The sequence below is a fragment of the Paenibacillus sp. FSL R5-0378 genome, from assembly GCF_038009285.1.
GTDB classification, from domain to species: Bacteria; Bacillota; Bacilli; order Paenibacillales; family Paenibacillaceae; genus Paenibacillus_AQ; species Paenibacillus_AQ favisporus.
This window is the reverse complement of record NZ_JBBPAY010000001.1, coordinates 5542103-5567432: the sequence shown is the minus strand read 5'-3', so window position 1 is coordinate 5567432 and position 25330 is coordinate 5542103. Positions and strand designations below refer to the sequence as shown.

The window sequence follows — 25330 nt, the reverse complement described above, 5'->3', positions numbered from 1 at the left end:
TTGAACATGAACGGACAGGGAAATGCGGAGTAACATTACGCTGATACGGGTGAAGGAATGAAGAGATTAGACATATTCGGCTTACTGAAAAAAGATATGAATCAAATCGAACAAGAGCTCTTTCGCAGCATTGAGGGCGATCACGAGCTGCTGAACGAGACGTCCATGCACCTGCTGAAGGCAGGCGGCAAGCGGCTGCGCCCGGTGTTTGTGCTGATGGGCGGCAAGTTCGGCAGCTATGACCTGGACAAACTGAAGCATGTGGCAGTTCCTCTGGAGCTGATCCACATGGCTTCCTTGGTGCACGACGACGTCATTGACGACGCCGAGACGCGCCGCGGTCAATTGACCGTCAAGTCCAAGTGGGATAATAAAATCGCGATGTATACGGGGGACTATATATACGCCCGGGCGCTGCTGCTTGCCACCAAGCTGGAGAACCCGAAGATTCATCAAATCCTCTCCAAAGCGATGGTCGAGATGTCCATCGGGGAAATGGAGCAAATTCGGGACTTCTTCAATACGGAACAGAGCATCCGTCGTTACCTTCTCCGTATCCGGCGCAAAACCGCCCTTCTGATCGCGATCAGCTGCCAGCTGGGAGCGGTAGCGGCTGAGGCGGAGCCGAAGGTAGGCAACCTGCTCTACCGCTACGGCTACAACGTAGGGATGGCATTCCAGATTCAGGACGATCTCCTGGATCTGTGCGGAACGGAGAAACAAATCGGCAAACCGCCTGGAAGCGATATCCGGCAGGGCAACATTACGCTGCCTGTGCTGTATGCCCTGGAGGACGAGGCGGTTCGGGAACCGCTGCTGAAGGAGATCGCCGTCATCCGGGAACAGAACGGGGAATGCGACGTTTCCGCAGCGGTTTCGCTCATCAAATCCAGCACAGGAATTGCCCGGTCAGAGGAGCTGGCTACCCGCTATATCAACAAGGCGCTGGAGGCGCTCGACCGGCTTCCGAACCAGCGGACGAAGAAAAATTTGCGCGATATCGCCCATTTTGTGACCAAACGTTCGTATTGATACTTCCGCTGATCCGACTTTCTGTTTACAATACAAATCATAACTATGTACAACATTCGCAATGACTTGAGGAAATGGAGAGTGAGTTTATGCAGCGAACTTTTTTAATGATCAAGCCTGATGGAGTGCAGCGTGGTTTAATCGGTAAAATTATCGGCAGATTGGAAGACAAAGGTTTCAAAATGGTGGCCGGCAAGCTGGTGCAGGTGTCGGACGAGCAGGCCAAGCGTCATTACGCGGAGCATGAGGGCAAGGACTTTTATGACAATCTGGTAAAGTTCATCACGTCCGGCCCTGTGTTCGCCATGGTATGGGAAGGGGATAACATTATTCAATTGTCCCGCATTCTGATGGGCAAAACAGAAGTCACGGAGGCTCTGCCGGGCACCATCCGCGGGGACTACGCTTCCCATACGCCCCATAATCTGATTCACGGCTCGGATTCACCGGAGAGCAGCGCACGCGAAATCGCCAATTTCTTCGAAGCGCATGAACTGGTGGATTACGACCGCAGCATTACGCCGTGGATGTAAAGCCTGTTTTATATAATAGCGGCGCGTCGGAAGAGCCAGGGACGCCCGACCCGGATTACATAGGGTTTATCCAGAATATTAAGCGAAGCACGGGAATCGACCTTTCGGACTATAAGGAAGCCCAAATGAAGCGGCGTCTGACGACGCTCAGGGTAAAGAACGGATACAGCAGTTTTGCGGAGTTTTTCGAGGCGCTGCAAAAGGATAAGCGCTTGTTTCATGAGTTTCTGGACCGGATGACGATCAACGTCTCGGAATTTTGGCGTAACCCGAACCGCTGGGAAGTGCTGCGCGATGTGATCCTTCCCGAATTGACCGCAGGTGCGCGGTCCAGGCTTAAGGTATGGAGCGCCGCATGTTCCACGGGAGAGGAGCCCTATACGCTGGCCATGATTTTGGACGGCAAAGGGCTGCTGCAGACGAGTACGCTGGTCGCCACCGATATCGATGAGGGCGCGCTGGCCAAAGCGAAACAGGGCTTGTACCTCGAGCGTTCGCTGAAGGACGTGCCGAAGGAAGTCGCGGCCCGGTATTTTTCCCAGGAAGGTCCGATGTACAAGTTCAGCGAAGGGCTCAAGGCAAACGTCCAATTTCGTAAGCAGAATCTGCTGACCGACACGTTTGAGCAGAATCACGATCTCATCGTCTGCCGGAATGTAATGATTTATTTTACTGAAGAAGCCAAAGCCAAGCTTTACCATAAATTTGCCTCTGCCCTGCGTCCAGGGGGATATCTTTTTGTGGGGAGCACCGAGCAAATTTTTACGCCCGGCCAATACGGGCTCGAGCCGACCGAAACCTTTTTTTACCGGAAAAAGGCCGACGCTTAAGGTGTCAAGGTATATTCAAACCTTCTCTTTGCGATACTACGATTATATTACGGCATCAGACAAAGCGGAGGTTTGCACATCATGGACAAACGAAAGGTAATTACCGCGTATCAGCGCGGGTTTATTACCATTCAGGAATGCGGACAGATTCTGGGCATTGAGAGCGTCCAACTGAGCCGCCTGGTACAGGATTCCCTGGAAGGTCAGAAGAATACGCAGCGAAGCGGTCAGCCGGTCAGCCGGTAGGCAGGCGGAAGCTGGCGCTAATAAGCACCGTTCTTTCACTAGGAAAGACGGTGCTTTTTTGTGCTTGGTTACGGGGCTATTCTTTCAGGTGCCCCGATGCAAAGGACTGAAGCTGTAAACGAACCGAACAGCTGGCCTTGATCGTGGGCTTTCAATATAACGGGCTAATATGAACCAAGCTTCTCCTTGAATCATCTTCAATACAGCGAAGTGTTTTCCCTAGCTTTAGCACATTGTATATAGCTGTAGGGGTTTCTTGTCAAAGCGTGGCACCTATACTATAATGGCAAAAGATATCTGCGGATTTTAGCCAGTTAATGTTTAACAGTTTAAAGGGGGAAAGCACCATGAGTATACGCTACTTAACGGCGGGGGAGACGCACGGACCTCAACTCACGGCCATTATCGAAGGATTGCCGAGCCAGTTGAAACTGGACTTTGAAGCCATCAATTTTCAGCTTGCACGCAGACAGAAGGGGCATGGACGCGGGCGCCGCATGCAAATCGAGAAGGATACGGCGAATATTGTAGGCGGTGTCCGGCACGGTTATACGACGGGAGCGCCTGTTGCCCTCGTGGTCGAGAACAAGGACTGGGCGAGCTGGAGCAGCATCATGAACGTGGAGCCGATCGAAGGGTCGGATGAAGAGAAACGCCGCGTTCACCGTCCCCGCCCGGGACATGCCGACCTGAACGGAGGCCTGAAATACAATCATAAAGACCTGCGGAACGTGCTGGAGCGCTCCAGCGCGCGCGAGACGGCAGCACGAGTTGCCTGCGGGGCGATCGCCCGCCAGTTTCTCGAAGCTTTCGGCATCAAAATTGCCGGGCAGGTCATCCGGATCGGCGAGATTGAAGCGCCGGCCAACAACCTGAGCGTCGACGAACTGATCGAACGCACCGAGGCTTCTTCGGTTCGGGTGGTAGATCCTGAGACGGAAGCGAAAATGGAAGCCTACATCGATGAAATCAAGAAAGAAGGCGATTCCATCGGGGGGATCGTGGAGTGCGTCGTTGAGGGCGTACCGGTCGGTCTGGGGAGTTACGTGCAGTACGACCGCAAGCTGGACGGACGGATCGCTCAGGCGGTCATGTCGATCAACGCGTTTAAAGGCGTCGAGATCGGCATCGGGTTTGAGGCCGGCGTGCTGCGCGGATCCCAGGTTCACGACGAGATCCTGTACGAGGAAGGCAAGGGATATACCCGAGCCAGCAACCGCCTGGGCGGTTTTGAGGGCGGCATGACCAACGGCATGCCAGTTGTCGTCCGGGGCGTGATGAAGCCGATCCCGACGCTGTACAAACCGCTGCAGACCGTGGATATTGACACGAAAGAGCCGTACACCGCTCAGGTAGAGCGTTCGGACGCCTGTGCCGTTCCGGCGGCGAGCGTGGTAATGGAGCATGTGGTCGCATGGGAAATCGCCAAGGCGTTCCTGGAGAAGTTCGGCGGCGATTCCATGGACGAAATCAAAGCCAACTATGAAAATTACCTTGCCCAAGTGGAGAGGTACTAATGATGAGAACCGTACAAGTGGAGCTTGGCGACCGTTCGTATCCGATCTATATTGGCCCGTCCCTTCTTCCCGAAACGGGAAGTTATCTGGAGAAGCATGGGCTGACCAAGAAAAGCACGCATCTGATCGTCACGGATGAGCAGGTTGCGGCCCGCCATCTGGACACCCTCAAGCAAAGTCTGGAAAGCCAGGGATATACAGCGGTCGTCTCGATCGTCAAATCGGGGGAAACGTCCAAATCCCTAGCAGTGTATGAAGAAGTGATGACGACAGCTATCCAGGGCGGTCTGGATCGCAGCTCGGCCGTTCTGGCACTCGGCGGAGGCGTAGTCGGAGACCTTGCCGGCTTCGTGGCTGCTACATATATGCGCGGCGTCAAGTTCGTGCAGATTCCGACCACGATTCTGGCGCATGACAGCAGCGTCGGCGGGAAGGTAGCCGTCAACCATCGGCTCGCCAAAAACATGATCGGCGCCTTCCACCAGCCCGAGCTGGTGCTATACGACATGGATACGCTGCAGACGCTGCCGGCGCGTGAAGTATCCGCCGGTCTTGCCGAGATGGTCAAGCACGGCCTGATCCGGGATGCGGAGTTTGCCGGCTGGTGCCGCGACCACGCGTCTGAGCTGTTGTCCCTGGACCGGGAGGCGCTGGCGTACGGATTGGAACGCGGCTGCTCCATCAAGGCCAATGTCGTGTCGGCCGATGAACGCGAGGGCGGCCTGCGCGCCATTTTGAATCTGGGCCATACGATTGGCCATGCGATTGAAGCGGTGGGGGGTTACGGAGAATTTTTGCACGGTGAGGCGATTTCCATCGGGATGGCGGGCTCAGCAATGCTGGCTGTCAAACTGGGACGCGATGCCTCCATCTATCCGGAAACGGTGTCCATGCTGAAGGCACTGAAGCTTCCGGTCGTACTGCCGGAGCACTTGCCCACGGATGAGCTGATCGCGGCGATGAAGCATGACAAGAAATTTACGGAAGGCACCATGGTGTTTATCGTCCCGGATCGGATCGGGGAGGTCAGCATTGTGAAAGACATTCCGGAGGCTCTGGTCCGCGAAGTGATCGAAGAGCTGAGAAGAAAGGAGCCTGAGCATGTATAACCGGGGAATACGGGGAGCAACGACAGTAACCCGCAACGACGAACAGGAAATTCTGGATGAAACCCTTCGTTTGATGAAGGAAATTGCCGACCGCAACGAGATCAATCCGGAAGACATTTGCAGCATCTGGATTACGCTGACCCAAGATCTCGATGCAGCCTTTCCGGCCAAAGCGATCCGCCAGCTGGAAGGCTGGGAGCTTGTGCCCCTGATGTGTTCGATGGAGGTGCCTGTCAAGGGAAGCCTGCCGCGCTGCATCCGTCTTATGGTGACGGTCAATACCGAGAAGGGTCAGGCAGAGATCAACCACGTCTACCTGAATGAAGCGAAGAAGCTGCGCCCGGATTTGGCCGCACCCAAAGCCTGAGTTGAAAAACATGGTTGCCATAACAGGGAATGTTCCTGTATAGTGTAGGTAGTTGAGATGAGTAGAGTTTAGATGAGATGAGTTAAGTATAGAAGAGCAGAGTCCATAAGGTTGCATATATTTCGTCAACATGTCCGTGCTGAGGCAGTCAAGGCGTTTCCTTGTATTAGGGAATGGGTGAATGCTGATGCGGTTCATGCTGTCGGACTCTTTCATATACTTATTGAAATCCAAACCTCTACTTCGGTAGAGGTTTTTTTGTTGCTTTCGAGTCTGCTGCTCAACAAAGTCCTGATCAATCGAAGGAGGGTACACGATGTTGAATCCTAGTAAAGAGCAGGTCATCGCCCTGGCCGGACAGTACAATCTGATCCCGGTTGTCAAGCGGCTGCTGGCCGACATGGAAACGCCAATCCGTATATTTCAGCGCTATGCCCAGCGGGAATGCGCATTTCTGCTTGAGAGTGTAGAGGGAGGAAGCCAGTGGGCCCGTTATTCGTTTATCGGGACGGACCCGTTCATGATGATCTCCGGCAAGAAGGGGGAAATCGTGCTGGAGCAGGGCGGACAGAAGCAGCTCATGAAAGGGAAGCCTGTTGAGGAGCTCAAAGCGCTGCTTCGCACATATCGAAGCCCGAAACTCGATGATCTTCCTCCATTCACGGGAGGAGCGATCGGCTTCTTCGGATACGATCTGCTGCAGTATTATGAGAAGCTTCCCGCGCATCAGGTCGACGATCTGGGGATGGACGACATCCGCTTCATGTTCTGCGACACCGTCATCGTGTTCGATCATGTGAAGCAGCAAATTTTGCTGGTCGGTAACGTGCATGTAAAGGAAGGGGACAACGACGAAGCGATCCGCAAAACGTATGACGAGGTGGACCGCAGGCTGGAGGAGATCGCGGGGCAGCTGCAAGAGCAGGGTCCGCGAGAGAATGTCAACGGCCGCAGCATTCCGGTGGATATCGACCTCGGCGAAATCAAGTCGAACATGACCAAGGAGCAGTATATGGCGAACGTTCGCCAAGCGCAGGAGTATATTCGCGCAGGGGACATTTTTCAGGTAGTGCTGTCCCAGCGCTTTCATATCGAGACGGAGGTGTCCCCGCTGCATGTGTACCGGGTGCTGAGAACACTGAATCCTTCGCCTTATATGTATTATTTGAAAATGCATGAAGAAATCATTGTCGGCACCTCACCCGAGGCGCTGGTCAAGGTCGACGGCAACCGGGTCAGCACCCGGCCGATCGCCGGCACGCGGCCGCGGGGAGCCGATGAGGCCGAAGACAGCCGCCTTGCCGCCGAGCTGCTCGCCGACGAGAAGGAGCGCGCCGAGCATTTGATGCTCGTGGATTTGGGACGCAACGATCTTGGCAGGGTGTCGGCGTTCGGCACCGTGAAATGCGACAGCTTTATGGAAATTGAGAAGTATTCGCATGTGATGCACATGGTTTCGAATGTGTCGGGGACGCTGCGGGACGACAAAGATTTCTTCGATGCCTTTCTGTCCTGCCTGCCGGCGGGAACGGTGTCCGGAGCACCGAAGCTGAGAGCGATGGAGATCATCGCCGAGATGGAGCGGGAGGCGCGCGGCGCTTATGCCGGTGCCATCGGGTATCTGGGATTTAACGCCAACATGGACTCTTGTATTACGATCCGGACGATCATATTCCGCAAGGGCAAGGCGTACGTGCAGGCGGGCGCAGGCATCGTGTGGGACTCCGTTCCGGAGAAAGAGTATGAGGAGACGATGAATAAAGCCAAAGCGCTCCTGAAATCGATCCGGACGGCGGAAGCGATGTTCCCGCCGGTTAAACTGGAGCGGGAAGTGACCAATCAGGATTATTTCTTTGAATATACACCTTAATGGACCGGAAAGGAGAGGAAAGAGCATGAGCGCAAGCGAATTGATACATGCGAGTTTGTCACAATTAATCGGAGGCGCGGATCTTTCAAGGGAGGAAGCCCGCGGACTGATGCAGTGCATCATGGAGGGAGCGGCGACATCTTCCCAGATTGGGGCGCTGCTGACAGCGCTGCGGATCAAAGGGGAGACCGTGGAGGAAATCACAGGGTTTGCCGAAGCGATGAGAAGCGTCGCGAGCCATGTAGCGACCGATAACGCAAGGCTGCTGGATACCTGCGGAACGGGCGGATCAGGGATCCACAAATTCAACATTTCCACCGTCTCGGCGATTATTTCTTCTTCCGTTTCGGTCCGGGTGGCTAAACACGGCAACCGCTCGGCTTCAGGCCGCGCGGGCAGCGCCGATGTGCTGGAGGCGCTCGGCGTTAACATTCACTTGAGCAGTGAACAGGCTAAACGTTGCCTCGAGGAAATCGGCATCTGCTTCCTGTTCGCCCAAATCTACCATCCGTCCATGAAACATGCAGCCGCTCCGCGCAAGGAGCTCGGCGTGCGGACGGTATTTAATATGCTGGGACCGCTGACGAATCCGGCCGGAGCCGACCGTCAGCTGCTGGGAATCTACGACCGGAACAAGACCGAAACGATCGCAAACGTGCTGAAGGAGCTCGGCTCCAAACGGGCGCTCGTTGTGACCAGCCTGGAAGGTCTGGACGAAATCAGCATCTCGGGGCCGACGCAAATTTCCGAACTGCGTCACGGCGAAGTGCGGACCTATCAGATTCACCCGCATGATCTCGGGTTGGACGTCCACCCGCTGGAAGCCGTTCTGGGCGGAGATGCAGTTCAGAATGCCGCCATTATCCGCTCGGTGCTGGCAGGCGAGAAGAGCCCGTACCGCGACATCGTGCTGGCCAACGCGGGGGCATGTATCTATGTCGCGGGGCTTGCAGACAGCATCGCGGAAGGCGTGCAGGCGGCGGCTCGGGCCATCGACAACGGCAGCGCATCGGCCAAACTTGAGCAACTGATCCAAATGACAGGAGAGCTGAGCTATGTATCTTGATAAAATCGTACAAACCAAACGGACCGAGGTGGCCCGACTCGCCGAGCATTTTTCACTTGCGGAAGCGGAGCGCCAAATCGCGGCGATGCCCGCGACCAGAGGATTCCACCGGGCGCTGACTGAAGGACGCAAGCGGAGCATGGGGCTGATCGCCGAGGTAAAGAAGGCGTCGCCTTCCAAGGGGCTCATCCGTCCGGATTTTCATCCGGTGCGTATCGCCCAGGCTTATGAAGCGGCAGGGGCCGACTGCCTGTCGGTTCTGACGGACGTCGAATACTTCCAGGGGAGCGGGCAGTATTTGCGCGATGTGCGCGCCGCGGTGGACCTTCCGCTGCTGCGGAAGGACTTCATCATCGACGAGCGGCAAATTTATGAAGCCCGCCTCCTCGGTGCGGACGCGGTGCTGCTGATTGCGGCCATTCTGGAGCCCGATCAAATCGCCGCATACCTGCAGCGGGCGGGTGCGCTCGGGCTCGACGCCCTGATTGAGGTTCACAGCCGGGAAGAGCTCGAAGCCGTGCTTGGCCTCGGAGCGGATCTGCACCAAGGAGCGCTGATCGGGATCAACAACCGGAATTTGCATACGTTCGAGACTTCCCTGGAGGCAACGGCAAAGCTTCGGGAGCTGATTCCACAAGGGATTCCAGTCATCAGTGAGAGCGGCATCGCGGGCAAAGAAGATATGGCGTATTTGGAGCAGGCGGGAGCAAGCGGCGTGCTGATCGGAGAGTATTTCATGCGCCAGGACGACATCGCGGAGGCGGTCCGTGACTTGATGGGGCCGACCTTATCCGGGGAAGAAGTGAAGCATCGTGGGTGATACGGCGGTAAAAATTTGTGGACTTCAGGACGTTGAAGTGCTAAAATCAATGGTAAACTTGCCTGTGGATTATATCGGATTCGTATTCGCGCCGAGCCGGCGCCGGGTAACGCCTGAGCAGGCTGCCCTGCTTTCAGCACAGTTGAAGGCGTGGAAGACGCCCGAAATTCCGCAAAGCGTCGGCGTGTTCGTCAACCCGGAACTGGAAGAGCTTGCCGCGATCGTGGAGGAGGCCCAGCTCGACGTCGTTCAGCTCCATGGACAGGAAAGCCCGCAATTTTGCCGGGAGGTCAAGGAGCGCTTGGGGACCCGGGTATTCAAGGTACTATCAGTTCAATCCCTTAATGAGAATTCCGAAGCATCTATAAATCATGAACTTTACGCAGGCGTGATCGACGGCCTGCTGCTTGATACATTCGATCCGGTGTATGGCGGAGGATCGGGAAGCACGTTTGCCTGGGAGGGGATACCGGCATACCGCGACTGGGCGAGAAACCATGGGATCCCGCTGTTTGTAGCCGGAGGCCTTCTGCCGTCCAACGTGGCCGAGCTGATCGATAAGTACAGCCCGGACGGCGTAGACGTTTCCAGCGGCGTGGAAAGTGACGGAGTGAAGGATATAGACAAAATCGCAGCATTTGTGGGAAGGGTGAAGCAGGCATGACAACACAATTACCAGACAAGAACGGGCGCTTCGGCCCGTTTGGCGGAAGATTCGTTCCCGAGACGCTCATGAACGCGCTGATCGAGCTCGAGGAGTCATACAACCGATATTCGGACGACCCAAGCTTTCAGGAGGAGCTGAACTATCTGCTTAAGCAGTACTCCGGCCGTGAGACGCCCCTGTACTATGCGGAGCGTCTCAGCAAGCATTTGGGGCAGGCGAAGATCTACCTGAAACGGGAGGATCTCAACCACACCGGCGCCCATAAAATCAACAACGCGCTCGGACAAGGAGTCCTCGCCAAACGAATGGGCAAGACGAAGGTCATTGCCGAGACGGGAGCAGGCCAGCATGGTGTGGCCACGGCAACCGTAGCCGCACTCCTTGGAATGGAATGCAAGGTGTTCATGGGGGAAGAGGATACGAAACGGCAGGCGCTGAACGTATTCCGGATGCAGATGCTGGGCGCCGAAGTCGTACCCGTTACGTCCGGTTCGCGGACGCTGAAGGACGCCGGCAACGAGGCGCTGCGGTACTGGGTCAGCCATGTCGACGATACGTTCTACATCCTCGGCTCTGCCGTAGGGCCGCATCCATATCCGATGATGGTGCGCAACTTCCAGCGGATTATCGGCGACGAGACGCGCCGCCAGATCCAGGAGGCGGAAGGGTGTCTTCCGGACTATGTTGTCGCAGCCATCGGCGGCGGCAGCAATGCGATCGGCATGTTCTTTCCGTTTATCGAGGACAAGGACGTCCGGTTGATCGGCGTAGAGGCCGCTGGTAAGGGTGTGGAGACCGCCTTCCACGCCGCGACGATGAGCAAAGGCACTCATGGCGTTTTCCAAGGGTCTATGAGCTATCTGCTGCAGGACGATTTCGGCCAGGTGCAGGAAGCCCACTCCATATCGGCCGGTCTGGATTATCCGGGCGTCGGACCGGAGCACTCTTACCTTAAGGATATTGAGCGCGCCCAATACGTTCCGATCACGGACCAGGAAGCGCTCGATGCGCTTCAGCTGCTATGCCGGACGGAAGGGATCATTCCGGCTCTGGAATCCGCACATGCGATCGCTGAAGTAGTGAAGATGGCGCCGAGGCTCGGAGAGGACGACATCGTCGTCATCTGCCTGTCCGGACGGGGAGACAAGGACGTGGAGTCCATCATGGCTTATACGGGAGGTAAACAGGCATGAATTTGATGGATCAAACGTTTGCCCGTCTCAAACAGGAGAATCAAACGGCGCTGATTCCGTTTCTGACCATCGGTGACCCGGATCCCGATACGTCGGTTGAAATTATAGCCGGTCTCGAAGCGGCCGGAGCCGACATGATCGAGCTGGGCGTGCCGTATTCGGACCCCTTGGCCGACGGCCCGGTTATTCAGCGGGCTTCCGAGCGGGCGCTGAAGCATCAGGTGACGATCAAAACCTGCATGGAAACGGCGGTCAGAGCACGAAAGGCAGGGGTGAAGCTGCCATTCATCCTGTTTACTTATTATAATCCGGTGCTTCAGTTCGGGCTGGACCGCTTTTTTGAAGAGGTCAAAGCACATGACATTAGCGGCATTATCATTCCGGACCTGCCGATTGAGGAGTCAGCCGACGTGCGCGCCCGGGCCGAGCGCTCGGATATTCATGTCGTGCCGCTGGTGGCTCCGACCTCCCATGAGCGGATCAAATCGATCGTGGAAGGAGCCAGAGGCTTCATTTACTGCGTATCCTCGCTTGGCGTGACGGGTGAGCGGGCGAGCTTCCACGAAGGCGTGGAAGATTTCATCGCCAGCGTGAAGAAGTATACGGACATTCCGGTGGCGATCGGCTTCGGTATTTCGAACAGGGAGCAGGCGGTGCGCTTTTCCCGGATCTGCGACGGTGTCGTCGTGGGCAGCGCCATCGTCCGCAAGGTCGAAGAGGCCATTCCGCTGCTGCAGGGCGGAGATACGCATGAACAGGGCCTTTTGCAAATCCGTGAATTTGTGGCACAATTAAAACCATAATCTTGAGTTGAAAGTGAGGGGGGATACGGTGAAACCAAAATCCCAGATAGTGAACATTCCGGTCTATGAGCCGGGCAAACCGATTGAAGAAGTCAAGCGGGAGCTTGGTCTCAGCGAAGTCATCAAGCTGGCTTCCAACGAAAATCCTTACGGCGCTTCGCCGCGTGTGAAGGAGGCGGTGCTTGCCGAGCTCGACAACATCAGTCTGTACCCGGACGGAGGCGCGGTGGAGCTTACGGCGGAAGTAGCCCGCTTCCTTGGCGTTGAGCCCGGACAAATCATTTTCGGCTGCGGCTCGGACGAAGTCATCGCCCTGATCTGCCGCGCGTTCTTGGTTTCCGGCGACGAAACCATCATGGCGGATCAAACCTTCTCCGTGTATAAAAGCAACGCCGACATCGAAGGGGCCGTCAGCATCGAGGTTCCGCTGGTGAACGGAAAGCATGATCTTGAAGCGATGCTCTCCAAGCTCAGCAGTAAGACGAAGATCGTGTGGATCTGCAACCCGAACAACCCGACGGGAACGATTCTTTCCGAAACCGAATTGACCGGTTTCCTGGATCAAGTTCCATCGAATGTGATGGTCGTGCTGGATGAGGCTTACTTCGAGTATGTAACCGACCTCTCCTACCCGGACGGAAGCAAGCTCCTATCCCAATATCCAAACCTGGTCGTTCTCCGGACCTTCTCGAAGATCTACGGCATGGCTTCCCTGCGGATCGGCTACGGCGTAGCTCAGCCTGAGGTCATTCAGCTGATCAACCGTGTTCGCGAACCGTTCAACACAACGCGGGCAGCCCAGGCAGCGGCCAAAGCGGCGCTTGCCGATCAGGAATACGTGGCCAGCTGCCGCATCGCGAACGCGGAGGGCATCAAGCAGCTGCAGGCTGAGTTCGACCGGCTAAGCCTCGATTACTTCCCCGCGCACGGCAACTTTATTATGGTCAATGTGCGTAAGCCTGCGGTGGAAATGTTCCAATCGCTGCTTCAGAAGGGGATCATCGTTCGCGCCGGATTCGGCAAGTATCCGAACCATGTTCGTGTAACCGTTGGATCCGAGGAACAAAATAAAGCATTTATTCACGCATTGGAGCAGGTATTGAGCGAAGATAAGGCCCAAGTGCAGTAAGTGCGAACAAACGAGTGAGGGAACATGAATACAACGAAGATTGCTATATTTGGAGTGGGTCTGATCGGCGGTTCGCTGGCGCTTTGCTTTAAAGGGAAGCCCGGCTTAACCGTCGTGGGCCATGCCCATCTCCCTGAATTGGCCGACAAATATATGAGCCGCGGCGTCGTCGACGCAGCGACGCTGTCCATGGAAGAAGCCGCACTTGATGCGGACTTCATTTTTTTGTGCGTTCCTGTCGGTATGCTGGAAGAATACCTGGACCGGTTAAGCGCCCTGCCATTGAAAAAGGGCTGCATCATCACCGATGTGGGCAGCACGAAGGCAAGTATCGCGCAGGCGGCGCGTGCGCATGATTTCAAGAACTTTTACTTCATCGGCGGGCACCCGATGGCCGGCTCCGAGCGTTCCGGTGTAGAGGCGGCCACGCCGCTGCTGTTTGAGAACGCGTATTACGTGCTGACTCCGCCTCCGGGCACGCCTGATCATGCTTATGACGCGCTGGCGCAGCTGCTGTCATACACCCGCGCCCAGATCGTCAAGGTGGATCCGGTCCTGCACGATGAAATCGTCGGGGCGATCAGCCATCTGCCGCATATCATCGCAGTGGCGCTGGTGAACCAGGTGTGCGATTACAATCATTCCAATTCCTTATACCGGCTGCTGGCGGCAGGCGGTTTTCGTGACATTACCCGGATCGCATCCAGCGATCCGCTGATTTGGCGCGACATTCTGCTGGGCAACAAAAACGTGCTGCTCAGACAGCTCAAGGACTGGAATGAAGGCATCGCCGCGTTCGTAGAGATGCTGGAGGACGGCGATGGACAGGCCATTCAAGAGGCGTTTGCCAAGGCGAACGATTTCCGCAGCGAGCTTCCGGAACGCCGCAAGGGCATGATTACGCCTAGTTTTGATCTGTACCTCGACGTACCGGATACGCCCGGTATTATCGGGAAAATCGCCACAGAGCTGGGCGTTCGGCACATCAACCTCAGCAACATGCAGATCATCGAGAGCCGGGAGGACGTCCCGGGCATTCTGCGCCTGTCCTTCAGGCAGGAACATGATTTGGAGCGGGCCAAGGAACTGCTGCAATCCATGAGTTATCAGGTATCGCAGTAAATTTTAAAACGTTTACAAAAAAACGCTTACTTTAGTGTTGACAAAATGAAAACGTATACATATAATAAAAGTACAGTATGGTTTCTCTCCACTCCTATCCAAATAAATGGCACTTTGTGCAGCCACCCGATGCGGGTGGTTTTTTTTTGCCTTTTTTTATTTTGCGGCCATTTTTTTTCTATAATCTAGCAACATTTACGGTGCGAAATTCGTCTATTAAGAGATTAGTGATGATTCAGCGTGTCCCAAAAAGCGTTAATATCTCCTTGGATTTGGCAATTCTTCTTGAGGTTCGACTGACTAGCAGGAATTAATATGTTACAATGGAAATGATATATTTGTAGAATCGTTGCCGATTTTGCCGAATACATAGCTTTTTGGACGTTTATACTGCCGCGCGGTGGCGTAAATACCGCAACTTTTCATCACCTGTTCAGTACAAACATATAACTGAATCGAACGGGGATGCTTGTGTACGGTCGAGGAGGTCACAATGGAAATGACGGATTCGCAGATGATACAGGACATCAAGAAGGGCAATGTAGAGCTCTTCTCTGAATTGATGCGCCGTTATCAGCGGAAAATATTGGCTTTTGTATATCATATGCTTAAAAGTTCACATTTGGAGTTAATGGCGGAAGACCTGTGTTCAGAGACGTTTTACAAGGCTTTCAAGAGCCTGCATTCGTTTCGTGAGGTCGACGCATCGTTCTCCACATGGCTCTATACGATTGCCCGGAACACGGTGCTCAGCGAGCTGAGAAAGCAGCGCAGCGCCAATGTGCCGCTGGAGGAGAGCGGGGTTACACCGGTTGCGCCGATGGAGGTGGCGCCGGAGCAGGCCATTTTGCGCACCGAGAAGGTGGAGCTGGTTCGCGAGGCCATTAACAACCTGCCGGAAAAGCAGCGATCCGCGCTCATTTTACGGGAATACGATCAGCTCGATTACCAGGAGATTGCCGACATTTTAGGTCAAAGCGTCAGCTCTGTAAAATCTCTTCTATTCCGGGCAAGGTCCAGTGTAAAAGTTCAGCTGGAGCCGTATTTTTACGAGCTGACGTATGAAGAATATGAAGGGATGAAAAGCAAATGAATTGCGATGAGGCTCACAGCCTGTTCGGCATCGTTTTGGATTTGGAAGAAGACGATCCGAGACGGATTGAGCTCGAACAGCATACAGCCACTTGCAGTGATTGCCAAGCAGAATTGGCGTTATGGAAAGAAAGCCGGGTTCTCATGATGGAATTGCAGGAGGAGCCGACGGAAGAACAGGCGGAAGAAATCAACCGGAACGTCATGGACCGTATATACCGGGAGTCCCCGTGGCTGATTCCGGACCAGAGCAAACCTTTTGCCGTACCTGCATCTACCCGAAAACGCATGTCCTGGTGGATTGCCGGGTTTGTCATGGTATTTTTGGTGAGCTTTCTGTATTGGGCCATCATGGATAAGCCGTTTGCTAAAGAGACAGCCGAAGCGGTACCTACCGGGATTCTTCCGACCGGCGTTGCGGGTTCGTCCGTGGTGACGGAACAGGTCAGTTATGTGATCCCGAAGACGAACAGCGGGATTATCGAGCCGCTTGTCGCCGGCATGGGTCCGACCCATCCACAGTACTGGATGATCCTGTCGGTACTCGGGGTAGGAATGGCCCTGTTTTCATTGGGAAGGGTAAGCCGTATCAGAAAATAGGTTCTTTCGCATATATATATAGAAGAAAGGGGATACGCGTATGATGATCGGTTTGATCCGCCACGGCCTGACGGATTGGAATAAGCTCGGCAAAATTCAGGGACAGAGCGATATCCCTTTGAATGAAGAGGGCAGGCAGCAGGCGGAGCGGCTTGGGGAAAGGCTGCTTCACGAACCGTACCACTGGGATTTTATCATCAGCAGCAAGCTCTCCCGCGCGCGGGAAACCGGGCAAATTCTGGCCGACAAGCTCCACATTCCGCTGCTTGAGCCTGATGAGCGGCTGAATGAACGGAGTTTTGGGCAAGCGGAGGGACTGACGGCCGATGAGCGGGAAAGCCGCTGGGGCAAGCAGTGGGATGTGCATGACCTGGGCCAGGAGACGATCGAGCAGATTGAGGCTAGAGCTTTGGCGTTTATGGAGGATATGTGGACGGCTTACCCCGATAAAAACATGCTCGTCGTGAGTCACGGCGGGCTGCTGGCACAGCTGTACAAGTCATTGTATAGGGATAAATATACGGAACGGATTGGCAACCTGTCGCTTACGATCCTGGAGAAAAAGGATATCGACTGGATCCCGCTCCTCTATAACTGCACCCGCCATTTGGCGGAAAAGAACGGATAACTCGGACAAGCGCCGGGTTATTTTTTTTGCCCGGATCGAATAAAAATTGTAATAATTCCCATAATGGTAGTAAAACGGCGAGGCGATGATGACATGAATTTAGCGGATATGCTTTCGTATGCGGATATCGGCCAGCTGACTACCATTGCAAGCCACTACCAATGCCAGTGCAAACGGAATTCCAAGCATGAACTGATCCAGAGCATCCTGGTCACGCTGAACCGGAGGGAGTTTATCGCGCAGCAGGTCAACACGGTTTCCCTTCAAGATTTACGCTTTCTGAACTCAGTCTTGTTTGACAGCAGATCGTTTTACAGCGTAGAAGATCTGGCGGCTGTCGTCCGGCAGACGGCTTTTGACCTCCCGGCAAACGAGGTGCATGAGACCCCGAGGGAAGCTATCGCCCGCTATAAGCGCAGCGGCTGGCTGTTCAACGGAATGACATCAAGCACCAAGTATCTGTTTCAAATGCCGAGTGATCTGAAGGACCGGTTCCGGGCCGAGCTTGGACACACGCTGAAGCGAAAGGTCGTTAAATCCGGAGAGCCTCCGGTTTACCGGGAAGAGCAGGATCTGTGCGCCGAGGATCTGATGTACATGCTGAAGTATGTGAACCAGCAGGAGATCGAGCTGAATCAGGAATTCGTAATGTACAAGCGATACCAGCAGCAGCTAATGGACATGTTCCATGTCAGCGAGCCCCTGCTGACCAAAGGGGGATGGCGCTTTGGCTACGGCAGGAGCTTCAATGCATACCCCAACCGGATGGCGCTTCTGTATGACTATGCGTTCTACCATAGATATATCGAAGAAAACGGCAGCCGGCTGGAGCTGTCGGGCAAGGGCGCAGAGCTGCTGGAAAGCGTGACGAAAGAGAGCATGGTACAAATTTTCCGCTTTTGGTTAAAACTTTATAAAAGCGCCATACCTAACTTGGCATCCCTCGTATATTGGACCGGGGAATGCGCCAAGGAATGGGTAACCGCCGCTTCCCTGCATGATGCTTTGGGCTGGCTGATCAAACCGTTTTATTACGACACTGCAGAGTCGATATTAAATGAAAGAATTATCGCGATGATGATGCATCTTGGGCTGATCCGCATCGGAGAAAGTCCGGAGAGCGGCACGGTTTTGAAGATGACCGCTTTCGGACAAAAGCTGGCCAGCAAAAGCCTGAACCTCGGAAGCGGCGAGCTGGAACCGCTCATTGACAAGTCATAGCCGCCTTGTTACAATCACTCCCAAAGTTAAGGGGTGATGAAAACATGCTGTTACCTTACGGCCAGCATCTGCCAAAGATCCACCCATCCGTCTATGTCGCGGAGGGTGCCAAAATTGTCGGTGACGTTCAAATTGGACAGCAATCAAGCGTATGGTTTAACGCCGTGCTTCGAGGTGATATGGCACCCATCGTGATCGGTGACCGGTGCAATATTCAGGATGGAGCGGTAGGTCACGTCAATACGGACGAGCCGCTGATTCTGGAGAACGACGTCTCCGTCGGACATGCCGCCATCGTTCACGGCTGCACAATAGGCAAAGGTACATTAATCGGAATGGGGGCCATCGTACTGAACGGGGCCGAGATTGGTGAATATGCTTTAATAGGGGCAGGATCTATCGTTACTGAAAATAAAAAAATACCACCCTATACGCTTTCTCTGGGTTCGCCGGCGAGAGTGGTCCGTGAATTAACCGAAGAAGACTTGCGCAGAATGTATCGTACCACTCAAAACTATGTGGACAAGGGTAAAGAGTATAGGATGTTCTAATCAAAGGTTCGGAGGTGCATCCTAATGGATAAGATGAAAGCTACTTATGAAGTCATGTTGGGGCTGGCGGCTGAAATGGTATGGGACGAAGCGTTGCGAAAACACCGGAGCGAGGAGCTTTACCGCGAAATAGACAGGGCTCTGGCATCCGGAGACGAGGCGGCTTTCCGTAACCTGACGGATGAACTGAAGTTGCTTAATTAAGTGGAATAAATGAAAAGAAATGCAGGCTTTCATGCTGCATTTCTTTTTTGTTGGGACGGCCTGCGCGAATGAATTTTACAAATTGCTGACAGGGGAACAAGCATATTATAGAATGGAATGGTGAAAAATAATGGAAAGGGTGAACCCTTGAATGAAGTTCAGCGAAGTGGAAGAGGCAACATGGAGTGAGCTCTCCCCCTATTTCGACACCTGCCTCATCCCTTACACCGGCCTGTCGGGCAAAGAGTCTCCCATAGAAGCGACGGAGGCGCTGGCGAGGCTGCGGGATTTTATGGACCTGGTCGAGATCCCGTTTAAAGGGAGGATCATTACATATCCGGCCGTACAATACGGCCAAGGAGAGGATCTGTCGTTATTGCAGGAAGTTTGTCGCAATGTTAGGGAAGCGGGCTTTGCTTACATCATTGTCATGACGGCAGACATCGAGCTGATCCAAGGAAAGATTGAAGGCTGCGATTTGGTTCTGTCCCGAAAAGTATACAATGAAGAAACGGGCGGAGCAGGTATAGCAGGCCAGATTAAGGATAAAATACAGGAAATGTGGCAGCGTGACAGCAAGAAGGAAATGTGACAGAAATTCAACAATTTAATTGGCTAAATCTTCTTCCGCCTGATAAAAGAGTTGGATATTCTTGACGGTCTTATAAGGCTAATATATTATTATTATGTCCTAGTAAGTCGTGTGATAATAATCATTGAAAGCACTTTAAGACTTGGTTGACAAAGGGGGTTGAAGACATTATGAGCAACCAAAATGAGCACCATGAACCATCTCACAAACCACCCGGTCGTAAAGAAATGTCCCGTCGACAATTTCTGACTTATACATTGGGCGGTGCCACTGCTTACATGGCAGCCGGTGCAGTCCTGCCGATGGTGCGTTTTGCTGTGGATCCGATCTTGCACAAGAAGGGCGAGGGAGAGTTCATTAAAGTTGTCGAAGAAAGCAAAATTACCGACGAGCCTCAAGAATTCTCTTTTGAGCTGAAGCAGCAGGATGGATGGTATGCAAGCACTGCTACATTAACTGCTTGGATACGCAAGGATGAACAGGGAAAAATCTATGCGCTGTCCCCGATCTGTAAGCATTTGGGCTGTACGGTCGGCTGGAACAATGATAAAAGCTTCCCGGATGAATACCACTGCCCATGCCACGGGGCGCGTTATACCAAAGAAGGCAAGAACTTGGCCGTTGCGCCGAAGCCGCTCGACACTTACAAAATAAAGATTGAAAACGGTTGGGTGTACCTTGGCGGAGTCGAGCCGAATACTGAAGTAAAATAGGAGGCGTAGAATCGGATGTTTAAGAATGTCTACAACTGGATTGATGAACGTCTTGATGTCACGCCGATTTGGAGAGACGTGGCGGACCATGAAGTGCCGGAGCACGTTAACCCGGCGCATCATTTCTCTGCGTTTGTATACTGTTTTGGCGGATTGACGTTTTTTATCACGGTCATCCAGATCCTGTCGGGGATGTTCCTGACCATGTATTACGTTCCGGACATCATTAACGCCTACGCCAGCGTTGAGTACCTACAGACGAAAGTAGCCTTCGGGCAAATCGTCCGCGGTATGCACCACTGGGGGGCGAGCTTGGTTATCGTTATGATGTTCCTACATACCATGCGCGTGTTCTTCACAGGTTCCTATAAGGCGCCTCGCGAAATGAACTGGGTTGTGGGTATGCTGATTTTCTTTATCATGCTGGGCTTGGGCCTGACAGGCTATCTCCTTCCTTGGGATAACAAAGCCTACTTTGCAACAAAGGTTACGCTGGAAATTGCGAATTCCGTTCCATGGCTTGGGCCGATCATTAAGGAATTCCTGCAGGGCGGTACGATTGTAGGTGCCGAGACGTTAACGCGTTTCTTCGCACTTCACGTCTTTTTCCTCCCGGCCGTGTTGCTCATTCTTCTGGTCGGACATTTTATCATGATCCGCAGACAGGGCATTTCCGGTCCACTATAATAAGAAGGGAGGAATATCGATGGCACACGGTAACAATTCAAAAGAAAAAGTGGTGTATGTTGGCGACTCGCGCGTCCGTAAAGGCAACGGGTTCATTACACCGCCGGACTACACGTCGTATCCAGGCAAATCGGAAGCGTTTATCCCTAACTTTCTTTTGAAAGAATGGATGGTCGGTGTTGTCGTACTTGTCGGATTTCTGGTGCTCACCATTGCGGAGCCGGCTCCACTGTGGTTCCCTGCGAACCCAAGTGCGTCCATTATCCCGATGCCTGACTGGTACTTCTTGTTCTTGTACCAATATCTGAAATTGCCGTACGCATCCGGAAGTTACGTCGTTCTCGGCACGATTGGTGTAAGCGGTGTAGCGTTTGGTTCACTGCTGCTGGCTCCTTTCCTGGACACTGGCAAAGAGCGCCGTTTTTACCGCAGACCGATCGCTTCCTCGCTGATGTTTCTCTCTTTGATCGCCGTGGTGTACCTGACGAACTCCGCATGGCACCACTACAAAGAAGAAATGGCTGCAACCGGTCAAATTCCGGAGAACATCCAGCGTGAAGAGAAAGCTGCCGAAAACAAGGCAAAAGGACTTCCGACGACCAGCGCGAACCAGCAAAAAGAGATCGCGATCGTCGATAAAGAAGATCCGGCAATGGAATCTTATAAAAAAGCTGGCTGCATTACCTGCCACGCAGCGGATATGAAAGGTGCTGCGGGTCCGTCTCTCCGTGGAGTCGGCGACAAACATAACAAAGAAGACATTCTGAAAATCATCAAAGAGGGCTATGAAGGTAAGATGCCTGCCATGTACGACTCAGCAATCGCTGCAGGCCTGACCGACAAAGACATTGATCATTTGGCAGAATGGCTTTCGAAGCAAAAGGCAGAGCAATAAGCGGCCATACTTATGAAAACCTGATCGTATTTACGATCAGGTTTTTTTAAGAGATCAGAAAGTATGCTTACATGCTAAAAACACAATGAACGAAGCTCAATAACCCAGCTTTAGCGGTAAAGGGATCGTGGGAGTACAAGGAGGGACAAGCGTGTCGATCGCTTATTTCTGGAGCCGTTCGCTCCTCGGAAACCGGGGATTTTTATGGCTCCTGTTATGGTGTAACCTGCTCGGAACAGTATACGGTTACTATTGGTATGCGGAACAAATGGAATATACCGTGGCGAACAACCCGTTCTGGCAGGTCATTTTCGTTCCGGACAGTCCGACGGCAAGCTTATTTTTTACGATCGCAGTCTATACGCTGCTGTATCCGCCTAGGACGAAGTTCGGATACGGATTCCGGCTGCTAATTGAGGCGCTGGCCGTCGTCACGTCGGTGAAATACGGCATCTGGGCGGTGAGCATCATATTTGCCGGATATGCACAGGGTTCCCCGCTGGTATGGCAGGACTGGATGCTGGTCCTCTCCCATTCAGCGATGGCCATTGAAGCGCTGCTGTACGTCCGCCTGTTCAAGTTAGGCGAGACGATGCTGATTCCGGCTGTGGCCTGGACATTCCTGAACGATACGGTGGATTATACATACGGGGTATTTCCTTGGCTGCCCGTTCAGCTGATGGACGATATCGCGAGCGTACAATATTTTACTTTCGGTTTGACGCTGTTCAGCGCGCTGCTGGCTTGGCTTGTCATCAGACAGGCAAGGCGCTGACTTGAAGTTCAGTTCTAGGGACATCCCTTCTGCCATACATATACGGTAGGAGGGATGTCCCATGTTACGTAGAGGCACGGCTGCCAGATGGAGCCTGGCGGTCATCGTGGTGCTGCTTGGACTCGGCTGCAGTCTATCCTGGGTGGCGGCGGACGCCGATACGCTGTCGGCTGCAGGAGGCTCAGACGGGAATGCTGAGGCGGTGAAGCAGGCGGAGCAGCTCGATCTGCTGGCCGACTCGCTTTATCAGCATGTACTGGAGGGTAACATCAATCTCGTCCGGCAGGAAATTCTGCAGGCCAGCGATATATTTGAGCATTCATCCTTTCAAGGCTTGACGAGTGTGGAAGGATTTCATGCCTTATCGGAGAGCTTGGTGGAAATGAAGGAAGCGACGAATCAGGCGCAAATCCAGCAGGAACAATGGCAGACGGCTTCGGCCAAATTCCGGTTGGCAGCGGACAGCTTAAGTCACCCCAAACAGCCGATGTGGATGCAGTACTACAAGGTGCTTCGTGAGGACCTGAGCGAAATGAAGGCCCGGGCGGCCGCTGCCGACTCCCGGGGGATGAAAGCGGCTTACGAGAGCCTGCAGAACCATTATGAGATCATCCGCCCGGCCGTGATCATTCAGCGTAAACCGGAGGAAATCACAGCAGCGGATGCCTGGGTATCTTATGCAGGCGGCTTGGTTCAGTCTTCATCGTCCTCGGCTGCCGAAATTCAGGATGTCGTGACTTCCGGCGAGGAAGTGTTTAACGGCTTATTCGGTAAGAAAAAAGACGATAACCCGGCCTTCGCCCCCATTGACGAGGTCAACGGACTGTGGCCGTGGACCTTCTGGGCCGGCTCGTTCATCATCCTGATCCTGACTTATACCGGTTACCGGAAATATAAAGGGGAGCGGGAAAGCTTTAAAAGCGTGAAGCCCAAAGAGCTGTAGTTCATATGGGGTACTGGGCCGCATTTGCTGTCCATTGGAAAAGCCCGCCGGCTTCAACAGCCGGGGGCTTTTTTGTGCTTTTGATTATTCTTCCTTAAAACCTTCGCCGTGAACGTCGTGCACATCACTAATGATGACGAATGCCCGCGGGTCCACCGATTTCACAATATCGTGGAGCCTGCGGATCTCCTGGCGTCCGACGACGCAGTAGGCCATATGCTTGGCCTGCTTGGAGTACGCGCCTATGGCCGGAATCAGCGTAACGCCCCGCTCCATCTCGACCGTGATTTGGTCGGCGATTTCCTGGGCGTGGTCGCTAATAATCGTAAAGGCTTTGGCTGCATAGGCACCTTCCTGGATAAAGTCAATCACCCTGGAGGCGATGAAGACGGCTACGAAGGTGTACAGGATCCGCTCTCTGGGGATGAAGAACAGGGAAGCCCCAATAATGATAATATCGATCACGAGGATAACCCGTCCCATGCTCCAGCCAAATCGCCGGTTGCAAATGCGTGCAATGATATCGGATCCGCCGGTCGTCCCGCCGAAGCGGAATACGACGCCCAGCCCGGCTCCGAGAGTGACGCCTGCATACAGGGAAGCCAATATGTAGTCTCTTTCCGTTTGAAACGGCGTGATCCACCCGGCATCAATCAGCTTTTCGATGAACCACAGAAAAAACGTCAGCGATGCGATCCCGACGCCCGTATAAATCATCTGTCTGCCGCCAAGGATCTTCCAGCCGAGAAGGAAGAGCGGGATGTTCAGTACGAGGGTCGACAGGGAAGGCGGAATGGAAAATGCATAATTCAGGAGGACCGTTACCCCTGTAACGCCCCCTTCCATCAGCTGGTTAGGGATAATGAAATAAAGCAGGCCGAAGGCATATACGGCAGAGCCCAGTATGATGGGCAATACGAGCTTGAGCTGAATAAACAACTTGGATGAACTCATGAAATCCCCCGCAATACCAGAAGTAGGAAGAAAGGTTTTTCTTCGCTCCATTCCATAGTATACCTTTTTCCCCGGCGATTAAAAAATATTTGTTTTCATTTCCGCTTTGCGATAACATATGGAGTAAACTAGCGTCCGGCGTGACGTGAAGCATTGTACATACGAAAGAGGGGGACGGTTCGGTATCATGGAGAAGTCATTGGCAGAGATGCAGCGGGAAGTCGACCGGTACATCTCCCAGTTCAAAGAAGGGTATTTCAGTCCGTTATCGATGCTGGCAAGGATGTCCGAAGAGGTCGGTGAGCTGGCCCGCGAGGTGAACCACCGGTTTGGGGAAAAGCCAAAGAAGCCTTCCGAAGCGGATAATTCCATTGAGCTTGAGCTCGGAGATATATTGTTCATAACGATGTGCTTTGCGAATTCGCTGGGGATCGACCTGACGGAAGCGCATGACAAGGTCATGCACAAATTCAATACGCGCGATAAGGACCGTTGGACGAAAAAGGACACCGATTAGGCGAAATGAACATATGCTGTAGGAAAACCGCCTGAACGGGGGGAGCAGCTATGCAGTCCGAACCTTTTGTCCAAAAGGCTTACCATTGTATTTTGCAGAATGATTTTGAAGAAGCACTTCATTGGTTTGAAGCAGCGATCGCCGAAAACCCCGAGGATGCAGAAATTCATTATAGATGCTCCGTAACCTATGCAAGAAGCAACCGGCTGGATAAGGCCATGGAACGTGCGCTAGAAGCCTCCAGGCTTGCACCCGATAAGCCGGAATACGGTTTGTATGTTCAGCATTTGCAGGCGATGCGCATCGTGCAGGATGCGAAGAAAACGATCGATTCTCCCGATGTAGCACCTGCCAATCAATTGTATGAAACGGTATCTATTTTGAAGGAAGCGGTGCGGCTCGACCCGCTCTACGGGGAGGCGTATATTTGGCTTGCGCTTGCCTACAGCCAGCTGAATGAGCACGCGCTTGCCATATCGGCTATCAAGGAAGTCATCGCCCTTCAACCCCATGACCACGGCCTGCAGGATATGCTGGAGCAGTTAAAAGGCCGGCTAAACTCGTATTTATACGATTCATCCACCTAAATAGAATGAACTAAAGTTTATCTCATGTAATGTCTGGATCCCCGGGTCATTTTTCCGTGTCAGAAAA

30 protein-coding genes are annotated in these 25330 nt (G+C 53.5%); 29 read left to right on the top strand and 1 reads right to left on the bottom strand.

Translation table 11 applies throughout. The annotated features are described in order from the left end of the window. Nucleotides 1-57 precede the first annotated feature (57 nt). The 27 genes from MKY74_RS25730 to MKY74_RS25600 all read left to right on the top strand — a co-directional run bounded on the left by MKY74_RS25730 (nucleotide 58) and on the right by MKY74_RS25600 (nucleotide 23205). On the top strand, nucleotides 58-1032 hold the full coding sequence (locus tag MKY74_RS25730; protein WP_076170096.1) for a polyprenyl synthetase family protein: 975 nt from the start codon (nucleotides 58-60) through the stop codon (nucleotides 1030-1032). Between the two features lie 89 nt (nucleotides 1033-1121). After that, nucleotides 1122-1565 (top strand): nucleoside-diphosphate kinase, encoded by a 444-nt coding sequence (ndk, locus tag MKY74_RS25725; protein WP_076170097.1) that lies wholly within the window; start codon nucleotides 1122-1124, stop codon nucleotides 1563-1565. Beyond that, nucleotides 1556-2395 carry a CheR family methyltransferase gene (locus MKY74_RS25720; protein ID WP_076170098.1) on the top strand — a complete coding sequence of 280 codons (840 nt, stop codon included), beginning with the start codon at nucleotides 1556-1558 and terminating at the stop codon, nucleotides 2393-2395. The genes ndk and MKY74_RS25720 overlap by 10 nt, the downstream gene beginning before the upstream one ends. An 81-nt stretch (nucleotides 2396-2476) precedes the next feature. Next, on the top strand, nucleotides 2477-2641 hold the full coding sequence (locus MKY74_RS25715) for a hypothetical protein (protein ID WP_167372870.1): 165 nt from the start codon (nucleotides 2477-2479) through the stop codon (nucleotides 2639-2641). Between the two features lie 347 nt (nucleotides 2642-2988). Further along, the gene (gene aroC / locus MKY74_RS25710) at nucleotides 2989-4158 is read left to right on the top strand and encodes a chorismate synthase (RefSeq protein ID WP_076170099.1); all 1170 of its coding nucleotides are present in this window, start codon (nucleotides 2989-2991) and stop codon (nucleotides 4156-4158) included. Nucleotides 4159-4160: 2 nt separating this feature from the next. Beyond that, the gene (gene aroB / locus MKY74_RS25705) at nucleotides 4161-5267 is read left to right on the top strand and encodes a 3-dehydroquinate synthase (protein ID WP_076170191.1); all 1107 of its coding nucleotides are present in this window, start codon (nucleotides 4161-4163) and stop codon (nucleotides 5265-5267) included. Next, a complete protein-coding gene (gene aroH, locus MKY74_RS25700) occupies nucleotides 5260-5634 on the top strand; it encodes a chorismate mutase (RefSeq protein ID WP_076170100.1) in 375 nt (124 codons plus the stop codon). Before aroB ends, aroH begins: the two co-directional genes overlap by 8 nt. 316 nt (nucleotides 5635-5950) lie before the next feature. Then, nucleotides 5951-7504, top strand: a complete 1554-nt coding sequence (gene trpE / locus MKY74_RS25695; RefSeq protein WP_076170101.1) for an anthranilate synthase component I — start codon at nucleotides 5951-5953, stop codon at nucleotides 7502-7504. Nucleotides 7505-7529: 25 nt separating this feature from the next. Next, nucleotides 7530-8570: an anthranilate phosphoribosyltransferase gene (trpD, locus tag MKY74_RS25690; RefSeq protein ID WP_076170102.1), complete on the top strand. Its 1041-nt coding sequence runs from the start codon at nucleotides 7530-7532 to the stop codon at nucleotides 8568-8570. Next, nucleotides 8560-9390: an indole-3-glycerol phosphate synthase TrpC gene (gene trpC / locus MKY74_RS25685; RefSeq protein WP_076170103.1), complete on the top strand. Its 831-nt coding sequence runs from the start codon at nucleotides 8560-8562 to the stop codon at nucleotides 9388-9390. Before trpD ends, trpC begins: the two co-directional genes overlap by 11 nt. Continuing rightward, a complete protein-coding gene (locus MKY74_RS25680) occupies nucleotides 9383-10054 on the top strand; it encodes a phosphoribosylanthranilate isomerase (RefSeq protein WP_076170104.1) in 672 nt (223 codons plus the stop codon). The genes trpC and MKY74_RS25680 overlap by 8 nt, the downstream gene beginning before the upstream one ends. Then, nucleotides 10051-11250, top strand: a complete 1200-nt coding sequence (gene trpB, locus MKY74_RS25675) for a tryptophan synthase subunit beta (protein WP_076170105.1) — start codon at nucleotides 10051-10053, stop codon at nucleotides 11248-11250. Before MKY74_RS25680 ends, trpB begins: the two co-directional genes overlap by 4 nt. Further along, complete coding sequence (gene trpA, locus MKY74_RS25670) at nucleotides 11247-12053, top strand: tryptophan synthase subunit alpha (RefSeq protein WP_076170106.1); 807 nt, start codon at nucleotides 11247-11249, stop codon at nucleotides 12051-12053. Before trpB ends, trpA begins: the two co-directional genes overlap by 4 nt. A gap of 28 nt (nucleotides 12054-12081) precedes the next feature. Then, nucleotides 12082-13182, top strand: coding sequence for a histidinol-phosphate transaminase (gene hisC / locus MKY74_RS25665; protein WP_076170107.1), 1101 nt, complete (start codon nucleotides 12082-12084; stop codon nucleotides 13180-13182). 24 nt (nucleotides 13183-13206) lie between these two features. Beyond that, the gene (locus MKY74_RS25660) at nucleotides 13207-14304 is read left to right on the top strand and encodes a prephenate dehydrogenase (protein ID WP_076170108.1); all 1098 of its coding nucleotides are present in this window, start codon (nucleotides 13207-13209) and stop codon (nucleotides 14302-14304) included. Between the two features lie 499 nt (nucleotides 14305-14803). Further along, nucleotides 14804-15397, top strand: a complete 594-nt coding sequence (locus tag MKY74_RS25655; protein WP_076170192.1) for an RNA polymerase sigma factor — start codon at nucleotides 14804-14806, stop codon at nucleotides 15395-15397. Continuing rightward, a complete protein-coding gene (locus MKY74_RS25650; RefSeq protein WP_076170109.1) occupies nucleotides 15394-15996 on the top strand; it encodes an anti-sigma factor family protein in 603 nt (200 codons plus the stop codon). Before MKY74_RS25655 ends, MKY74_RS25650 begins: the two co-directional genes overlap by 4 nt. Nucleotides 15997-16036: 40 nt before the next feature. Continuing rightward, a complete protein-coding gene (locus MKY74_RS25645; RefSeq protein ID WP_076170110.1) occupies nucleotides 16037-16624 on the top strand; it encodes a histidine phosphatase family protein in 588 nt (195 codons plus the stop codon). A 93-nt stretch (nucleotides 16625-16717) separates the two neighbouring features. Continuing rightward, entirely contained in the window at nucleotides 16718-17845 is a 1128-nt protein-coding gene (locus tag MKY74_RS25640) for a hypothetical protein (protein WP_076170111.1), read from the top strand. 44 nt (nucleotides 17846-17889) lie between these two features. Next, a complete protein-coding gene (locus tag MKY74_RS25635) occupies nucleotides 17890-18396 on the top strand; it encodes a gamma carbonic anhydrase family protein (RefSeq protein WP_076170112.1) in 507 nt (168 codons plus the stop codon). A 24-nt stretch (nucleotides 18397-18420) separates the two neighbouring features. After that, on the top strand, nucleotides 18421-18600 hold the full coding sequence (locus MKY74_RS25630) for an IDEAL domain-containing protein (RefSeq protein WP_076170113.1): 180 nt from the start codon (nucleotides 18421-18423) through the stop codon (nucleotides 18598-18600). 151 nt (nucleotides 18601-18751) lie between these two features. Next, nucleotides 18752-19192, top strand: a complete 441-nt coding sequence (locus MKY74_RS25625; RefSeq protein ID WP_076170114.1) for a DUF2487 family protein — start codon at nucleotides 18752-18754, stop codon at nucleotides 19190-19192. Between the two features lie 170 nt (nucleotides 19193-19362). After that, nucleotides 19363-19905, top strand: a complete 543-nt coding sequence (locus tag MKY74_RS25620) for a ubiquinol-cytochrome c reductase iron-sulfur subunit (protein ID WP_179232023.1) — start codon at nucleotides 19363-19365, stop codon at nucleotides 19903-19905. A gap of 15 nt (nucleotides 19906-19920) precedes the next feature. Next, a complete protein-coding gene (qcrB, locus tag MKY74_RS25615; RefSeq protein ID WP_076170115.1) occupies nucleotides 19921-20592 on the top strand; it encodes a menaquinol-cytochrome c reductase cytochrome b subunit in 672 nt (223 codons plus the stop codon). 19 nt (nucleotides 20593-20611) lie between these two features. Next, nucleotides 20612-21487 (top strand): menaquinol-cytochrome c reductase cytochrome b/c subunit, encoded by an 876-nt coding sequence (locus tag MKY74_RS25610; RefSeq protein ID WP_076170116.1) that lies wholly within the window; start codon nucleotides 20612-20614, stop codon nucleotides 21485-21487. A gap of 151 nt (nucleotides 21488-21638) precedes the next feature. After that, nucleotides 21639-22262 (top strand): DUF1405 domain-containing protein, encoded by a 624-nt coding sequence (locus MKY74_RS25605; RefSeq protein WP_076170117.1) that lies wholly within the window; start codon nucleotides 21639-21641, stop codon nucleotides 22260-22262. 61 nt (nucleotides 22263-22323) lie between these two features. Next, nucleotides 22324-23205, top strand: a complete 882-nt coding sequence (locus MKY74_RS25600) for a sporulation protein YpjB (protein WP_076170118.1) — start codon at nucleotides 22324-22326, stop codon at nucleotides 23203-23205. Between the two features lie 84 nt (nucleotides 23206-23289). Here the strand turns inward: MKY74_RS25600 and MKY74_RS25595 are convergent, their stop codons facing one another. Continuing rightward, on the bottom strand, nucleotides 23290-24159 hold the full coding sequence (locus tag MKY74_RS25595) for a YitT family protein (RefSeq protein ID WP_076170119.1): 870 nt from the start codon (nucleotides 24157-24159) through the stop codon (nucleotides 23290-23292). A gap of 187 nt (nucleotides 24160-24346) precedes the next feature. Here MKY74_RS25595 and MKY74_RS25590 point away from each other — a divergent pair, with 187 nt between their 5' ends. Both MKY74_RS25590 and MKY74_RS25585 read left to right on the top strand, forming a co-directional pair. Next, a complete protein-coding gene (locus tag MKY74_RS25590; protein WP_076170120.1) occupies nucleotides 24347-24676 on the top strand; it encodes a nucleotide pyrophosphohydrolase in 330 nt (109 codons plus the stop codon). Between the two features lie 50 nt (nucleotides 24677-24726). Further along, the gene (locus MKY74_RS25585; RefSeq protein ID WP_076170121.1) at nucleotides 24727-25263 is read left to right on the top strand and encodes a tetratricopeptide repeat protein; all 537 of its coding nucleotides are present in this window, start codon (nucleotides 24727-24729) and stop codon (nucleotides 25261-25263) included. The last annotated feature ends 67 nt before the right edge of the window (nucleotides 25264-25330 follow it).

Excerpts from the sequence above, each read along its gene's own strand:
- MKY74_RS25625 (WP_076170114.1), top strand. The coding sequence starts at position 18,752 with ATGAAGTTCAGCGAAGTGGAAGAGGCAACATGGAGTGAGCTCTCCCCC.
- MKY74_RS25715 (WP_167372870.1), top strand. The coding sequence starts at position 2,477 with ATGGACAAACGAAAGGTAATTACCGCGTATCAGCGCGGGTTTATTACC.
- MKY74_RS25655 (WP_076170192.1), top strand. The coding sequence starts at position 14,804 with ATGACGGATTCGCAGATGATACAGGACATCAAGAAGGGCAATGTAGAG.
- ndk (WP_076170097.1), top strand. The coding sequence starts at position 1,122 with ATGCAGCGAACTTTTTTAATGATCAAGCCTGATGGAGTGCAGCGTGGT.
- aroH (WP_076170100.1), top strand. The coding sequence starts at position 5,260 with ATGTATAACCGGGGAATACGGGGAGCAACGACAGTAACCCGCAACGAC.
- MKY74_RS25630 (WP_076170113.1), top strand. The coding sequence starts at position 18,421 with ATGGATAAGATGAAAGCTACTTATGAAGTCATGTTGGGGCTGGCGGCT.
- MKY74_RS25585 (WP_076170121.1), top strand. The coding sequence starts at position 24,727 with ATGCAGTCCGAACCTTTTGTCCAAAAGGCTTACCATTGTATTTTGCAG.
- aroC (WP_076170099.1), top strand. The coding sequence starts at position 2,989 with ATGAGTATACGCTACTTAACGGCGGGGGAGACGCACGGACCTCAACTC.
- MKY74_RS25600 (WP_076170118.1), top strand. The coding sequence starts at position 22,324 with ATGTTACGTAGAGGCACGGCTGCCAGATGGAGCCTGGCGGTCATCGTG.
- aroB (WP_076170191.1), top strand. The coding sequence starts at position 4,161 with ATGAGAACCGTACAAGTGGAGCTTGGCGACCGTTCGTATCCGATCTAT.
- MKY74_RS25640 (WP_076170111.1), top strand. The coding sequence starts at position 16,718 with ATGAATTTAGCGGATATGCTTTCGTATGCGGATATCGGCCAGCTGACT.
- MKY74_RS25660 (WP_076170108.1), top strand. The coding sequence starts at position 13,207 with ATGAATACAACGAAGATTGCTATATTTGGAGTGGGTCTGATCGGCGGT.
- trpA (WP_076170106.1), top strand. The coding sequence starts at position 11,247 with ATGAATTTGATGGATCAAACGTTTGCCCGTCTCAAACAGGAGAATCAA.
- trpB (WP_076170105.1), top strand. The coding sequence starts at position 10,051 with ATGACAACACAATTACCAGACAAGAACGGGCGCTTCGGCCCGTTTGGC.
- MKY74_RS25610 (WP_076170116.1), top strand. The coding sequence starts at position 20,612 with ATGGCACACGGTAACAATTCAAAAGAAAAAGTGGTGTATGTTGGCGAC.
- MKY74_RS25620 (WP_179232023.1), top strand. The coding sequence starts at position 19,363 with ATGAGCAACCAAAATGAGCACCATGAACCATCTCACAAACCACCCGGT.
- trpC (WP_076170103.1), top strand. The coding sequence starts at position 8,560 with ATGTATCTTGATAAAATCGTACAAACCAAACGGACCGAGGTGGCCCGA.
- MKY74_RS25645 (WP_076170110.1), top strand. The coding sequence starts at position 16,037 with ATGATGATCGGTTTGATCCGCCACGGCCTGACGGATTGGAATAAGCTC.
- trpD (WP_076170102.1), top strand. The coding sequence starts at position 7,530 with ATGAGCGCAAGCGAATTGATACATGCGAGTTTGTCACAATTAATCGGA.
- MKY74_RS25730 (WP_076170096.1), top strand. The coding sequence starts at position 58 with ATGAAGAGATTAGACATATTCGGCTTACTGAAAAAAGATATGAATCAA.
- qcrB (WP_076170115.1), top strand. The coding sequence starts at position 19,921 with ATGTTTAAGAATGTCTACAACTGGATTGATGAACGTCTTGATGTCACG.
- MKY74_RS25590 (WP_076170120.1), top strand. The coding sequence starts at position 24,347 with ATGGAGAAGTCATTGGCAGAGATGCAGCGGGAAGTCGACCGGTACATC.
- MKY74_RS25650 (WP_076170109.1), top strand. The coding sequence starts at position 15,394 with ATGAATTGCGATGAGGCTCACAGCCTGTTCGGCATCGTTTTGGATTTG.
- MKY74_RS25635 (WP_076170112.1), top strand. The coding sequence starts at position 17,890 with ATGCTGTTACCTTACGGCCAGCATCTGCCAAAGATCCACCCATCCGTC.
- trpE (WP_076170101.1), top strand. The coding sequence starts at position 5,951 with ATGTTGAATCCTAGTAAAGAGCAGGTCATCGCCCTGGCCGGACAGTAC.
- MKY74_RS25595 (WP_076170119.1), bottom strand. The coding sequence starts at position 24,159 with ATGAGTTCATCCAAGTTGTTTATTCAGCTCAAGCTCGTATTGCCCATC.